The 14,967-nt window shown below is 72.0% G+C and carries 6 protein-coding genes; 1 reads left to right on the top strand and 5 read right to left on the bottom strand.

Features of this window, described 5'->3' with window-relative positions:
* Positions 1-515: 515 nt before the first annotated feature.
* The 3 genes from glgB to AVL61_RS16255 form a co-directional block, all read right to left on the bottom strand.
* Complete coding sequence (gene glgB, locus AVL61_RS16265) at positions 516-4,454, bottom strand: 1,4-alpha-glucan branching protein GlgB (RefSeq protein ID WP_058875349.1); 3,939 nt, start codon at positions 4,452-4,454, stop codon at positions 516-518.
* A gap of 53 nt (positions 4,455-4,507) precedes the next feature.
* Positions 4,508-6,277: a maltose alpha-D-glucosyltransferase gene (gene treS / locus AVL61_RS16260; RefSeq protein WP_058875348.1), complete on the bottom strand. Its 1,770-nt coding sequence runs from the start codon at positions 6,275-6,277 to the stop codon at positions 4,508-4,510.
* 108 nt (positions 6,278-6,385) lie between these two features.
* Positions 6,386-8,857: an alpha-1,4-glucan--maltose-1-phosphate maltosyltransferase gene (locus AVL61_RS16255; RefSeq protein WP_058875347.1), complete on the bottom strand. Its 2,472-nt coding sequence runs from the start codon at positions 8,855-8,857 to the stop codon at positions 6,386-6,388.
* A gap of 182 nt (positions 8,858-9,039) precedes the next feature.
* On the opposite strand from AVL61_RS16255, the gene glgP reads away from it, so the two are divergent.
* On the top strand, positions 9,040-11,637 hold the full coding sequence (gene glgP, locus AVL61_RS16250) for an alpha-glucan family phosphorylase (RefSeq protein WP_058875346.1): 2,598 nt from the start codon (positions 9,040-9,042) through the stop codon (positions 11,635-11,637).
* Between the two features lie 117 nt (positions 11,638-11,754).
* On the opposite strand, the gene glgX is transcribed toward glgP, so the two are convergent.
* Both glgX and rlmB read right to left on the bottom strand, forming a co-directional pair.
* Complete coding sequence (glgX, locus tag AVL61_RS16245) at positions 11,755-13,974, bottom strand: glycogen debranching protein GlgX (protein ID WP_058875345.1); 2,220 nt, start codon at positions 13,972-13,974, stop codon at positions 11,755-11,757.
* Positions 13,961-14,935, bottom strand: coding sequence for a 23S rRNA (guanosine(2251)-2'-O)-methyltransferase RlmB (gene rlmB, locus AVL61_RS16240; protein ID WP_058875344.1), 975 nt, complete (start codon positions 14,933-14,935; stop codon positions 13,961-13,963). Before rlmB ends, glgX begins: the two co-directional genes overlap by 14 nt.
* Between the last annotated feature and the right edge of the window lie 32 nt (positions 14,936-14,967).

Genomic DNA, 14,967 nt, shown 5'->3' with positions numbered 1-14,967 from the left:
CATCCCACGGAGGCAGGACAGCAACAACCAATCAACCGAAAAAAACTTCGGTATCAACAAACATGGCACACTATTGAGTTCTCAAACAACAGACCGGTCAGCGTGTCTGACTTGACACCTTGCTGCCGGAGTGCTCTGCAACCTTAGCCCTTCCGATCGGCCCCGGTCAATCTCGGGTGAACTCTTGGTTACCCGATCGTGACGGCGCCGCCTTCCGGCGAAGCTCACAATCTCCCACCCTAACACTCTTCCGTTCCCGTGCAACTCGCTGGTTGCTCGGTGCGGACGGTCCGGAGCGGGATCGCCGTCCCGTGGTTCTCCCGGAGGAGTTCCTCGCCGCGACGACTTGGAAGAAGTTACCCGCTTTCCGCGGCCCGTGCAAACCGGGTGTCCCGGCCCCGCTGCCGCCCTCCCCCTCGCGCCCCGGAGCGGGGTCCGACGGCGGAAGGGCCCGGATCCGAGGATCCGGGCCCTTCCGCCGCTGCTCCGCTCCGCGCCTGCCGGGCGCGGCCGGCTCAGTGCTCGGCCGGCTTGAGGTACAGCACCGCCAGCGGCGGAACGGTGAGCTCGACCGATGCGGGGTTGCCGTTGTGCGCGCCCTCGGTGGCCGTCACCTTGCCGAGGTTGCCCACCCCGGACCCGCCGAAGTGCTCGGAGTCCGTGTTGAGCACCTCGACCCACTCACCGGCCCACGGCAGGCCCAGCCGGAAGTTCTCGTGCGGGTTGCCGGCGAAGTTCGCCACGCACACGAGCGGGTTGCCCTGCTCGTCCCAGCGGGTGAAGGACAGGGTGTTGCGTCCGGCGTCGGCGGCGTCGATCCACTCGAACCCGGCGGGGTTGTTGTCCCGCTCGTACAGCGCGGGCGTCTCCCGGTAGATCCCGTTGAGGGTGCGCACCAGCTCCTGGACCCCCTTGTGCGGCGGGGTCTCGGAGAGCCACCAGTCCAGGCCGTGCTCCTGGGACCACTCGGACTCCTGGGCGTACTCCGTGCCCATGAAGATCAGCTGCTTGCCGGGGTGGGCCCACATGAAGGCCAGGTACGCACGGACGTTGGCGAGCTGCTGCCACCGGTCGCCCGGCATCTTGCGCAGCAGGGAGCCCTTGCCGTAGACGACCTCGTCGTGGGAGATCGGGAGCAGGAAGTTCTCCGAGAACGCGTAGACCAGCGAGAACGTGAGCTTGTTGTGGTGGTAGTACCGGTTGACCGGGTCCTCCGCCATGTACTCGAGGGTGTCGTTCATCCACCCCATGTTCCACTTGAGCCCGAAGCCCAGCCCGTCCGCGTCGGTCGGGCGCGTCACGCCCGGGTAGGAGGTCGACTCCTCGGCGATCATCACGATGCCCGGGGTGCGCTTGTACGCGGTGGCGTTGGCCTCCTTGAGGAAGGCGATGGCCTCGAGGTTCTCCCGGCCGCCGAAGACGTTGGGCTCCCACTCCCCCTCGTTGCGCGAGTAGTCGAGGTAGAGCATGGACGCGACCGCGTCCACGCGCAGGCCGTCCACGTGGAACTCCTCGAGCCAGTAGGACGCGTTGGCCACCAGGAAGTTCCGGACCTCGTTGCGGCCGTAGTCGGGGATCAGCGTCCCCCAGTCCTTGTGCTCGCCCCGGCGGGGGTCGGCGTGCTCGTACAGGGGCTCGCCGTCGAAGCGGGCCAGCGCCCACTCGTCCTTCGGGAAGTGGCCCGGGACCCAGTCCACGAGCACTCCGATGCCGGCCTGGTGCAGCTTGTCCACGAGGTAGCGGAACTCGTCCGGGCTGCCGAAGCGGGAGGACGGTGCGTAGTAGGACGTGACCTGGTAGCCCCAGGAGCCGCCGAACGGGTGCTCGGCCACCGGCATGAACTCCACGTGCGTGAAGCCCTGCCAGGTCAGGTACTCGACGAGCTCCTTCGCGAGGTCCTTGTACCCGAGGCCCTTCCGCCACGAGCCGATGTGCAGCTCGTAGACGCTCATGGGCGCGTTGTGCGGATCGGTCGTCGCCCGGCGCGCCATCCAGGCGTCGTCCTGGAACTCGTACTCGGACTCGAAGACGCGGGAAGCCGTGGACGGCGGCACCTCGGTGCCGAAGGCCATGGGGTCCGCCTTCTCGCGCCAGCCGCCGTCCCGGCCGAGGATGCGGAACTTGTAGGTGGCCCCGGAGCCGAGGCCCGGGACGAAGATCTCCCACACGCCCGAGGACCCGAGGGAGCGCATCGCGTGCTCGCTGCCGTCCCAGCCGTTGAAGTCGCCGATGACCCGGACCGCCTGGGCGTTGGGCGCCCACACGGCGAAGGCCACACCGGTGATGTCGCCCATCGCGGAGGGGTAGCGGCGCACGTGCGCGCCGAGGACGTTCCACAGCGTCTCGTGGCGTCCCTCGCCGATCAGGTGGAGGTCCAGCTCGCCCAGGGTCGGCCCGAAGCGGTACGGGTCGTCCATCCGCTGCGGCTCGAGGTCCCGGTAGGTCACGTCCACGCGGTAGTCGGGGATCCGCCCCGGCTCGTGCGCGGGGACCACTCCCGTGAAGATGCCGCCCCACTCGTGCTCGAGCTCGAAGGTGCCGTCCTGCGTCACGACGGCCACGGCGGTCGCGAAGCGGCGCAGCGTGCGCACGGTGACGCTGCCGTCCGGGTTCAGGTGGGCGCCCAGGACGCTGTGCGGGTCGTGGTGGCGGCCCTCGGACACCGCGGCCAGCAGGTGCTCGGCCACGGGCACCGGGCCCGCCGGGGCCACGTCGTGGCCGGCCGGGGCCGGGCGGGAGCTCTGGACGGGGTCGGATCGGTCCTGCGGAGTGCTGGCGCTCACTGCGTCCTCGATTTCCGTTCCCGGTTCCGCCGAGATGTGCCGCGCGGAGCGGGAGCTGTCGTCGTCGTGGTCGGTGCCGGGCACGGGGTCCGCACCGGCGGTATCAGGGTTCACGCTACGCGACCGGAGGCTCTCCAGTGAACGGCGCACCGCCGCGGCGGGCACGTCCACCCAGTCGGGCCGGTTGCGCTGCTCGTAGACGACCTCGTACAGGGCCTTGTCCAGCCACAGCGCCAGGAACAGCGGGGAACCGCGGTCCACCGTGTGCCCCGCGCCCTGCTCGTAGCCCGCCAGGAACGCGTCGCCGGCACGCCGGCCCCACTCCTCCGCGTCCTGCGCGCCGGCACGGGCGCCGAAGGCGGCGGCGTAGTCGAAGGACCGCAGCATGCCGACCACGTCGCGCAGGGCGACGTCCGGGCGGGTGCGCTCCTCGATGGCGCGCAGCGGCTCGCCCTCGAAGTCCAGGACCTTGAACTGTCCGTCCTCGGTCTGCAGGACCTGGCCCAGGTGGTAGTCGCCGTGGATGCGCTGCAGCGGGGGCAGCTCCGGCACGTCGCCGAGGGACGTGATCAGCTGGTCGAGGGCGGTCGCGTGCTCCGAGAACAGGGAGCCGGTCTCGGTGCGGGCCCAGCGCAGGCGTCCCCCGAGGTCGTTCAGGAGACGGGCGCGGGCGGCGTCGTCGGGCGTCTCCGAACCGAAGGCGCGGCCCAGGTCGCGGTGCACGCGCGCGGTCGTGCGGCCCAGCTCCCGGGCCTCCTCGGAGAAGTCCGCGCCCTGCTCCGCGGCCTCGACGGCCCGCGCCCACGCGTCGGCGGAGCCGGCCAGGAACTCGGTGGCCACGGCGAGCTGCCCCTGCACGGCGCTCAGCCCGGAGCGCCAGCGGGCGTCGAGCCACCCGAAGGTGCTCGGCACCGCGGGACAGCCCAGGGAGGTGAGCTCGCGGCCCACCTCGACGTCCGGGTTGTCGCCCTCCCCCAGCACGCGGAAGAACTTCACGATCACGGTGTCGGCGTCCTCCCGGCCCGCGGGCGGGGTCAGGATCACCGAGGAGTTCGACTGCTCGCTGGAGATCACGCGCACCTGCTGGGGCGTGTCGACGGCATAGGTGACGCTCAGGGCGTCGCCGTGCGCACCGGTCACGGTCAGGCCCAGGGGGCCGGAGCTCACCGACTCCGCGCGCTGCATCAGCTCGAGGACCGGGCCGACGAACACCGGGTCCCCGACCCCGTCGTAGACCCAGGGACCGGCCACGGCGTCCTCCGCCCCGGGCAGCGGCAGGCCCGTGCGGTGGGCCACGGCACGGCCGGCGCGGGCGGCCCGCTCCCGGAGGAAGCGCGCGGCCCGGCGGGGCGCGGGTCCCTCCTCCTCGGCCCCGTCCGCCCCGGGGTCCTCGGCCGCGGCCGGCGCCAGCTCCCCGACGAGAAAGCGCTCGGCGCCCTCGAGGGGCGCGGCGCGGAAGGTCAGCGGCACCTGGAGGAGCTCGGTGCGGGCCCCCTCGGAGGCCTCCAGCAGCAGGATCCGGGCGCCCGCGCCCTCCTGGTCCGGCAGGGCGAGCTGGGCGACGACCCGCAGTTCCACGCCGGCACCGCCGTCCGCGAAGGGGAACCACCGCTGCCGCGGCAGCCACCGGCGCAGGAGGTCGAGGAGCTCGTCGGGGTGCTGGTCGGTCATGGGATCAGGTCCTTCCGGGGCGGGCGTGGAGGTGGACGGACTCGGGGACGCGCTCAGGACGTCGGGGTCGCGGTGATGATCGGCATGGCCGTGGTCTGGGGGTGCGTGCCGTCGTCGCGGGGAGCGGCCCGGAGGCGCAGCCAGAAGAAGTCCTGGCTGCCCAGGGTGATGCGGTACTCCCCGGCCTCGTCCACCTCGCCGAACAGGTCGCCGCCGAAGAGCTCGCGCAGACCGCGGCCCGCGAACTGGGGCAGCCGGATGCGCGCGCACGCAGGGGTGTGGGCGAGGTTGAACAGGCACAGCACGGTCTCGCCGCGCCCGTCGTCGGTCTCCGCGTCGGGGAGCACGCGCAGGAACGCGAGCACGGAGTCGTGGTCGGTCTCCACGCCGACGTAGGAGCCGAGGCCGAAGGCCGGGTGGGCCTTGCGCACGGCCAGCATCTGGCGCATCCAGTGCAGCAGGGACGACGACGACGCCAGCTGCGCCTCCACGTTGACCTGGTTGTAGTGGTAGACCAGCGACTGGACCACGGGCAGGTACAGCTTGCCCGGGTCCGCCTTGGAGAACCCGGCGTTGCGGTCCGGGGTCCACTGCATCGGCGTGCGGGACGCGTCCCGGTCGTCGAGCCAGATGTTGTCGCCCATCCCGATCTCGTCCCCGTAGTACAGGAACGGACTGCCCGGCAGGGACATGAGCAGCGCGTGGATGAGCTCGATCTCCGCGCGGGAGTTGTCGAGCAGGGGCGCCAGCCGGCGGCGGATGCCCACGTTGGCGCGCATCCGGGAGTCGGGGGCGTACCAGCCGAGCATCGCCTGCCGCTCCTCGGTGGTCACCATCTCGAGGGTCAGCTCGTCGTGGTTGCGCAGGAACGTCCCCCACTGGGTGCCGCGCGGGATGTCCGGCGTCTCCTGCATGGTCTCCACGATCGGGGCGGCCTTCTGGTCCCGCAGCGCGTAGAAGATCCGCGGCATGATCGGGAAGTGGAAGCACATGTGGCACTCCGGGCTCTCCTCGGTGCCGAAGTACTCCACCACCTCGTGCGGCATCTGGTTCGCCTCGGCGATGACCACGCGGCCCGGGTACTCCTCGTCGATCATGGCCCGCAGCCGCACCAGGAAGTCGTGGGTCCCCGGGAGGTTCTCGCAGTTCGTCCCCTCCTCCTCGATCAGGTAGGGGATCGCGTCGGCCCGGAAGCCGTCGATGCCCATGTCGAGCCAGAACTTGACCACGTCGAACACGGCCTCGACCACGGCGGGGTTCTCGAAGTTGAGGTCCGGCTGGTGCGAGAAGAAGCGGTGCCAGAAGAACTGGCGGCGGATCGGGTCGAACGTCCAGTTCGACTCCTCGGTGTCCACGAAGATGATCCGGGCATCCTGGTACTTCTCGTCCGTGTCCGACCAGACGTAGAAGTCGCCGTACGGTCCGTCGGGGTCCTCGCGGGAGGCCTGGAACCAGGGGTGCTGGTCGCTCGTGTGGTTGAGCGGCAGGTCCGTGACCACGCGCAGCCCGCGGGCGTGCGCCTCGGCCACGAGCCGCTTGAAGTCGCTGATCGTCCCGAACTCGTCCAGGACCGAGTAGTAGTCGGAGATGTCGTAGCCCCCGTCCCGCAGCGGCGACTCGTAGAACGGAGGGATCCACAGACAGTCGATGCCCAGCCACTGCAGGTAGTCCAGCTTGTCGATCAGGCCGGAGAAGTCGCCTGAGCCGTCACCGTTGGCGTCGGAGAACGCCCGGACGAGCACCTCGTAGAACACCGCTTTGCGGAACCAGTCGGGGTCGTGGGAGATGCCGGGGGCGTTGAGCGAGTACGGCGAGATGCTCATGCGGGGGTGCCGCCTTTCGGACGGGTGGGTCGGAGACCATCGGTGCTTCGGGAGGGGCCCTCCAGGGCAGTGCGCCCAGGAGGGCCCCGGCGGGGTGCGGTGGCGCCCCTACTTGACGTTGCGGCGGATGTGCAGGACGTGCGCGGGGTCGTAGTGCGGGTCCAGCCGCACGTAGTTGTGCGTGCCCCACTTCCAGGAGTTCCCGCTGAGCAGGTCGTCCACCCAGAAGCTGCCGTCCTCGTTGAAGTCCGCGTCGTCCAGGTTCAGGGACTCCAGGTCCAGCCACACGGTGCCCTCGCGGACCGCGTGCGGGTCCACGTTGACGACCACCACGACCGTGTCCTTGTAGCTCGAGCCCCCGTGCCGCACCGTCTTGGTCTTCGAGTAGGCGACCAGGGCGTCGTCGGACGTGGACTGCACCGTGAGGTTCTGCAGGTCGCCCAGCGAGGCGTGCCGGCGCCGGATCTCGTTGAGCCGCGTGAGGTACGGGGCCAGGGACTCGCCGCGCTCCTCGGCGCCGGCGAAGTCCCGGGGCCGGTACTCGTACTTCTCGTTGTCCACGTACTCCTCGGCCCCTGCCCGGGCCACGTGCTCGTAGAGCTCGTAGCCGGCATAGACGCCCCACAGGGGGGAGCCGGTGGCGGCCAGGACGGCGCGGATCTTGAAGGCCGCGGGCCCGCCGAACTGCAGGTACTCGGTGAGGATGTCGGGGGTGTTGACGAAGAAGTTCGGCCGGTAGACCGCCGAGGTCTCGTGGCTGATCTCCGCCAGGTACTCCTCGATCTCCTTCTTGGTGTTGCGCCAGGTGAAGTACGAGTAGGACTGCTGGAAGCCGACCCGGGCGAGGCCCTGCATCATGGCGGGACGCGTGAACGCCTCGGCCAGGAACACGACCTCGGGGTGCTTGGCGTTGACGGTGCCGATCAGCCACTCCCAGAACCACAGGGGCTTGGTGTGCGGGTTGTCGACGCGGAAGATCTTGACCCCGTGGGAGATCCACAGCTCCACGATCCGCAGCACCTCGAGGGACAGGCCCTCGGGGTCGTTGTCGAAGTTGATCGGGTAGATGTCCTGGTACTTCTTCGGCGGGTTCTCCGCGTACGCGATGGAGCCGTCGGCACGGGTCGTGAACCACTCCGGGTGCTCCGTGACCCACGGGTGGTCCGGGGAGGCCTGCAGGGCCAGGTCCAGGGCCACCTCGAGGCCGAGGTCCCCGGCGCGGGCGACGAAGCCGTCGAAGTCCTCGAACGAGCCGAGGTCAGGGTGGATCGCGTCGTGTCCGCCCTCGGGGGAGCCGATGGCCCACGGCGAGCCCGGGTCCTGCGGACCGGCCACCAGCGTGTTGTTGGGGCCCTTGCGGTGGGCGCGGCCGATCGGGTGGATCGGAGGCAGGTAGATGACGTCGAAGCCCATGGCCGCGACACGGTCGAGGCTCTCCGCGGCGGTCCGGAAGGTGCCGGAGGCCCAGGTGCCGGACTCGGCGTCGAACACGGCGCCCTCGGAGCGGGGGAAGAACTCGTACCAGGACCCGCGGCCGGCGGCGGTCCGCTCGACCTTCAGCGGGTACCGGCGGCTCTCGGTGACCAGGTCCCGCACGGGCCGCTCGGCCACGACGGCCAGCACCTCGGCCGAGGTGCCGGCCTCGAGCCGGTGCTCGGCGGGCAGCTCGCCGTTGCCGAGCGTGCGCGAGACCGAGCGGAACAGCTCCGCGTCGGAGTCCGGGCGGCCCGGCTCCGCGGCGGCGCGGTCGAAGAGCGCGACGCCCTCGGCCAGCATGAGGTCGACGTCCTGGCCCACGCCCACCTTGATCTCGGCGGCGTGGCGCCACGTCTCGAACAGGTCGCCCCAGCCCTCGACGGCGAAGGTCCAGGCGCCCTCGGCGGTCGGCGTCAGCCACGCCTCGTAGCGGTCGGTGCCGGGGGTGGTGAGGCGCATCGGCACGCGCTCGGCCTCCGCGCCCTGCGGGTCGTAGAGCACCGCGGTCACGCCCAGGGCGTCGTGCCCCTCGCGGAACACGGTGGCGCCCACCCGGACCGTCTCGCCCGGCACGGCCTTGGCCGGGAAGCGCCCGTCCTCGACCACGGGGCTGACGCCGACGACCGGGATCCGGCCGTAGACCAGGTCCTCGCGGGAGAACGCCGAGCCGGCGGCCTTCCGGCGCGTGGTCGTCGCCTTCCGCGGCGTGGTGGCCTTCTTCGCGGCAGCCGTCCGCGTGGTGCCGGCCTTCGCGGCCGGGGCCTTGGCAGCCCCGGTCTTCGCGGCCGGGGTCTTCGCGGCCGCGGTCCTGGTGGTCGAGGTCCGCCGCGCGCGGGGCTTCGGCTCCGCGGGCTCCGCGGCGGGGACGACGGCGACGCCGGGCTCGTCCTCCACGGGCGCAGCGGCTTCCGCCGCCGGGGCCTTCTTGGCAGTCGAGGCCCTGCGCCGCGCGGGCGCCTTCTTCGCGGGCTGCTCGGCCGCCGCGGCGGCGGCACCGGCGCCGGGAACGGCGGGCGTCGTCGAGGAGTCGGGGGCGGGCGCGCCGGCCGGGCTCTGGGCCGGGTCGGACGGGGGCGGCGTGTTGGCTTGGCTCACCTGGACCACGTTAGCGACAAACCCGGCGATCGTTAAGCCCGCTGTCGAACCGTGGGACGGTGTCGCTGCCCCGGTCTGCTGCCCCGGTCTCCCGCCCTGTCCCCCCGTGCCGGAGGAGCTGCCCGGCGCGCCGGAGCACGGCTGGGCCGTGGCGCCCCGGTCCGGCGCCCCGGCACCGGTAGTCTGACGGCGTGAAGGCAATCCGTAGATTCACCGTGCGCACCGTGCTGCCGGAGTCCATCGCCCCTCTGAGCCGGCTCGCGAGGAACCTCCGCTGGTCCTGGCACCGGCCCACCGAACAGCTGTTCGCGGACCTCAACCCCCAGGCGTGGGAGGCGGTGCACGGGGATCCGGTCAAGCTCCTCGGCTCCCTCACCCGGGAGGAGATCCAGCAGATCGCCCAGGACCCGGCCACCGTGCGCCGGATCACGGAGCTGGACGCCGACCTCGAGCGCTATCTCACCGAGGACCTGTGGTACCAGCGGACCCAGACGGAGGACGCCCCGCGGGCCATCGCCTACTTCTCCGCCGAGTACGGGGTCACCTCCGTGCTCCCCCAGTACTCGGGCGGACTGGGGATCCTCGCCGGCGACCACCTCAAGAGCGCCTCGGACCTCGGCGTGCCGGTGGTGGGGGTCGGCCTGTTCTACCAGCACGGCTACTTCAAGCAGTCCCTGTCCCGCGACGCGTGGCAGCAGGAGTCCTATCCCGTGCTCGACCCGGACGGCATGCCGCTGACGCTGCTGCGGGAGGAGGACGGCACCCCGGTCCGGATCACCCTGCCCCTGCCCAACGGCCGCTCCCTGTCCGCCCACATTTGGCGGGCGGACGTCGGCCGCGTCCCGCTGCTGCTGCTCGACTCCGACATCCCGGACAACGACGACCACGCCCGCAACGTCACGGACCGCCTCTACGGCGGCGGCGGAGACCACCGGCTCCAGCAGGAGCTGCTCCTGGGGATGGGCGGGATCCGCGCGCTGCGGGCCTTCTCCCGGCTGACCGGCGCACCGGCCCCGGAGGTCTTCCACTGCAACGAGGGCCACGCCGGGTTCCTGGGCGTCGAGCGGATCGCGGAGCTCATGGACCCCGCGGACGGGACCGAGCCGATGACCTGGGACGAGGCCCTGACCGCCGTGCGCTCGGCCACCGTGTTCACCACCCACACCCCGGTGCCGGCGGGCATCGACCGGTTCGAGCAGTCGCAGATCGAGCACTTCCTCGACGCGGGTCTCGCCCCGTCCGTGCCCACGGCCCAGGTCCTCGCCCTGGGCGCGGAGGACTACGACGGCGGCGACCGGTCGAAGTTCAACATGGCGGTCATGGGCCTGCGCCTGGCCCAGCGCGCCAACGGGGTGGCCAAGCTGCACGGCGTGGTCTCCCGGGGGATGTTCCAGGGCCTGTGGCCGGGCTTCGACGCCGACGAGGTGCCGATCGGCTCGATCACCAACGGTGTGCACGTGATGACGTGGATCGACCCGCGCATGGCGGAGCTGGCCCTCGACCCGATGGGCCCCGACCTGAACCGGGCGGCGCGGTGGCGCCGCATCTACACCGCGGACGACGCCGAGCTGTGGGCCGTCCGCCGGGAGCTGCGCGCCCGCCTGGTGGAGGACGTCCGGGCCCGGCTGCGGGCGTCGTGGAAGAAGCGCGGTCTCGCGGACGCCGAGCTGGGCTGGACCGACACGGTCCTCGACCCGGGCGTGCTCACGATCGGCTTCGCCCGCCGGGTGCCCACCTACAAGCGGCTCACGCTCATGCTGCGGGACCCGCAGCGGCTCAAGCGGATCCTGCTGGACCCGGAGCACCCGGTCCAGCTCGTGGTCGCCGGGAAGTCCCACCCGGCCGACGAGCAGGGCAAGCGCCTGATCCAGGACCTCGTGCGCTTCACCGACGATCCGGAGGTGCGCCACCGCATCGTGTTCCTCCCCAACTACGACATCGCGATGGCGCGGACCCTGTTCCCCGGCTGCGACGTGTGGCTGAACAACCCGCTGCGCCCGCTCGAGGCGTGCGGCACGTCCGGGATGAAGGCCGCCCTCAACGGCGGGCTGAACCTGTCGGTGCTCGACGGCTGGTGGGACGAGATGTACGACGGCCAGAACGGCTGGGCCATCCCGACCGCCGACGAGGGCGCGCACCCGGACGAGCGCGACGACATCGAGGCCGCGGCGCTCTACGAGCTCATCGAGAACCACGTGGCCCCGCGGTTCTACGGCGAGACCGCGGAGGGCTCGGACCCGAACACCGACGGCGTGCCGCACCAGTGGCTGGCCATGGTCAAGCACACCCTGGCGACCCTGGGCCCGCGGGTCTCCGCCAAGCGCATGCTCGAGGACTACGTGCGGCAGCTCTACGTCCCGGCCGCCGTCTCCGGACGCCGGTCCGCGCTGGACGGCCACGCGGCCGCCCGGTCCAAGTCCCGGTGGGTGGGACGCGTGCGCCAGGCCTGGGACCACGTGTCGGTCGAGCACGTCGACACCGAGGGCGTGGCCCAGGACCCGCAGATCGGCGACGAGCTCACGGTGTGCGCCTACGTCTCGCTCGGCTCGCTGAGCCCGGACGACGTGTGCGCGGAGATCGGCTACGGCCGGGTCTCGGAGACCGACCACATCCACGAGCGCAAGTACGCGGCCCTGAGCCCCGTCGGCGACCTGGGCGGCGGCCGGCACAAGTTCTGCGGGACGATCACCGTGGACCGCTCGGGTCCGTTCGGCTACACCGTCCGGGTGCTGCCGGACCACCCCGAGCTCGCCGACAAGGCCGAACTGGGGCTGGTGGCCAACGCCTGAGCCGCCGGCGGCACGGCACCGCGTGGCCCACGGAGGGGCCGCACCCGGGCGTTCCGGGTGCGGCCCCTCCGCCGTCCGTCCCTCCTCGGCGGCGCTTCCGCTCAGCGGCTCAGCGGCTCAGAGCACCCGGAAGAGCGTCACCGAGCTGGCGGGGACGCCCTGCGCCTGGCCCGCCCGGAAGCGCGTGCCGTAGCGCCCGTGCAGCACCGAGGCCGTGCTGTGCACCAGCGAGTAGAGGCCGTCGGCCCGCTCGAGGGGGTGCCCGTCCTCCTCCGGCCGCAGCAGGTCCGCGAGGTGCGGGAAGGTGATCGCCATGTCGGCGCTCGCCCCGTTGATCACCATGAGCCCCGCCACCCGGCCGCCCCGGGAGCCGATCAGCACCTGGATGGTCCGGGCTCCGGGGGTCTGCCAGCCGGTGGCGGTCATGGCCGTCCCGTCCGGGCCGAACCAGTGCATCATCACCTCGTCGGGGCGGGTCGGGAAGTGGGACGGCTGCCCCGCCAGGAACTCCCCGCGCACGCCCACCAGGGAGCGGGTGGCCGCGAGCATGGCGCGGTCCGCCGGGGTGAGCCGCCAGTCCACCCAGGACAGCTCGTTGTCCTGGCAGTAGGCGTTGTTGTTCCCGCGCTGGGTGCGGCCGAACTCGTCCCCCGCCGTGATCATCGGCACGCCCTGCGAGAAGAGCAGGGTGGCCATGACGTTGCGCGCGGTCTGCGCCCGGTCGGCCCGGATCCGGACGTCCCGCGCCGGGCCCTCCACGCCGTGGTTCCACGAGTGGTTGTCGTTGGTCCCGTCCCGGTTCTTCTCCAGGTTGTCCTGGTTGTGCTTGTTGTCGTAGGAGACGAGGTCCGCCAGGGTGAAGCCGTCGTGGGCGGTCACGAAGTTCACGGACGCCAGGGCGCTGCGCCCGGACGCCGCGAACAGGTCCGCGGAGCCGGCGAGCGCCCCGGCGAGCCGTGCGGCGTTGCCGCCGTCCCCGCCCAGGCTCATGCTGCGGGGGCCGGTGAGCCAGAAGTCGCGCACGGTGTCCCGGAAGCGGTCGTTCCAGTCGGCCCACCCCTCGGGGAAGTGGCCGGTCTGCCAGCCGCCCATGCCCACGTCCCAGGGCTCGGCGATCAGCTTCGTGCCGAACAGGGCGGGGTCCGCCCCGACGGCCACGAGGAAGGGGTGGTTGCGGGTGAAGCGGTGGCGCTCGTCCCGGGCCAGCTCGGGGGCGAGGTCGAAGCGGAAGCCGTCCACGTGGCAGCGCTCCACCCAGTAGCGCAGGGAGTCCAGCGCCATCTGCACCACCCGCGGGTTGCCGAAGTTCACGGAGTTGCCGCACCCGGTGACGTCCACGTAGCGGCCGTCCTCGCCGTGGCGGTAGTAGGCCTCGTCGCCGAGTCCCCGCCAGCAGTAGGCGGGTTCCTCCTGGCCGGCCTCGGCCGTGTGGTTGTAGACGACGTCGAGGTAGACCTCGAGGCCCGCGCGGTGCAGGTCCCGGACCATGGCCTTGAACTCGTCCAGCACGCCCTGCGGGCCGCGGGCGCGGGCGGCCTCGGTCGCGTAGCCGGTGTGCGGGGCGAAGAAGCCCAGCGTGTTGTAGCCCCAGTAGTTGCTGAGTCCGAGGCCCGTGAGGTGGGGCTCGTCCAGGTGGGCGTGCACGGGCAGGAGCTCGACGGCCGTGACGCCCAGGGACGTGAGGTACTCGGTCATCGCGGGGTGCGCGAGCCCCGCGTACGTGCCTCGCAGCTCCTCCGGGACGTCCGGGTGCAGGGCGGTCAGGCCCTTGACGTGCGCCTCGTAGACCACGGTGTCCCGCCACGGGGTGGCGGGACGGCGGTCCTCGTCCCAGTCGAAGTCCTGCTGGACGACCACGGAGACGTACCGTCCTCCGTAGGCGTCGGGACCGGGGTCCTCGACCCCGGGCGGCGGGGCGACCCGGCGCAGGCCCTTGCCGTAGGGGTCGAGCAGGATCTGCTGGTCGGCGGGGTCCGGGGAGCGGTGGCGGGAGGCGACCGGCGAGTCGGCGGCGACGAAGCCGTACTCCGTGCCGGCGGGCAGGGCCGGGGCCTCGTCCCGGTGCAGCGCGTAGTCGAAGCCCGTCTCCGAGAGCCGCTGCTGCTCGGCCGGCGGGACCGTCCCGTGGTGCACCCCGCCGGTGCGGCCGGTGAGCCGTCGCCGCTGCCACCGCCCGCCGGGCACCCGGTAGACGAGGTCCACGTCGGGGATCCCGGGGGCGTAGACGGCCACGTTGGCGCTGCCGTCGCGCTCGTGCGAGGGGTGGACCCCGAGGGGGTAGGGGTGGGAGACGTACGGCCGACCGGTGTCCTGCCGCCGGGGCTCAGGCACCAGCACGGCGTCGCGACACCTCGTACAGGGTGATGCCCACGGCCATCGAGGCGTTGAGCGACTCCATCGTGGAGTCGATGGGGATGGACACGATCTGGTCGCAGTTCTCGGTGACCAGCCGGGACAGGCCCTTGCCCTCCGAGCCGACCACGACGACGAGGGGCTCGGTGGCCAGCTCGAGGCCGGGCAGCTCGACGTCGCCGCCGCCGTCGAGACCGACCACGAAGTAGCCCATGGCCTTGAGCTCCTCGAGCGTGCGGTTGAGGTTGGCGGCCTTCGTGACGGGCACGCGGGCCGCGGCGCCGGCGCTGGTCTTCCAGGCGGAGGCCGTGACGCCCACGGACCGGCGCTCGGGCACGATCACGGCACTGCCCGAGAACGCGGAGACGCTGCGGATGATCGCGCCGAGGTTGCGGGGGTCGGTGATCCCGTCGAGGGCGACCAGCAGCGGGGGGCGGCGGACGTGCCGCTTCTCCCACTGGGTCATGAGCTTGCGGGCCGTCTCCACGGCGTCCTGGTACTCGTAGGGCGGCACCTGCAGGGCCACGCCCTGGTGCACGGCGTCGCTGGTGAGCCGGTCGAGCTCGCCCTTGGAGGCCTCGAGGATCGTGATCCCGCGCTCGGCGCAGATCTGCAGGATCTCGCGCACGCGGTCGTCGACGTCGATCTTGCTGGCCGCGTGCAGGGCCTTGGCGGGGATGTCCGCGCGCAGCGACTCGAGCACCGAGTTCCGCCCGGTGACGAGATCCTCCTGCACCCTGCCGCGGGAGCGCGCCGGGGTGCGGCCGCCCGGGCTCTGCCGGCGCTCGGCGGCCTTCTTCATCTTGTGCGCCTTGTGGTAGGGGCGGTCCTCGGCCTTGGGCGTGGGGCCCCGGCCCTCGAGGGCCTTGCGGCCGTGGCCGCCGGTGCCGACCAGCGGGCCCTTCTTGTTCTTGCGGATCGCGCCGGGACGCTTCGGGGCTGGCATGGGTTCCTCTGTTCGGTCGTGGGTGGTGGGGG

This window comes from Kocuria rosea subsp. polaris, assembly GCF_001483755.1.
Classification (GTDB): domain Bacteria; phylum Actinomycetota; class Actinomycetes; order Actinomycetales; family Micrococcaceae; genus Kocuria; species Kocuria cellulosilytica.
The sequence above is the reverse complement of the archived record's forward strand: the minus strand, read 5'-3'. Positions and strand labels throughout refer to the sequence as shown.

Coding starts and splice junctions, on each gene's coding strand:
- treS (WP_058875348.1), bottom strand. CDS start 6,277: ATGAGCATCTCGCCGTACTCGCTCAACGCCCCCGGCATCTCCCACGAC.
- glgB (WP_058875349.1), bottom strand. CDS start 4,454: ATGACCGACCAGCACCCCGACGAGCTCCTCGACCTCCTGCGCCGGTGG.
- rlmB (WP_058875344.1), bottom strand. CDS start 14,935: ATGCCAGCCCCGAAGCGTCCCGGCGCGATCCGCAAGAACAAGAAGGGC.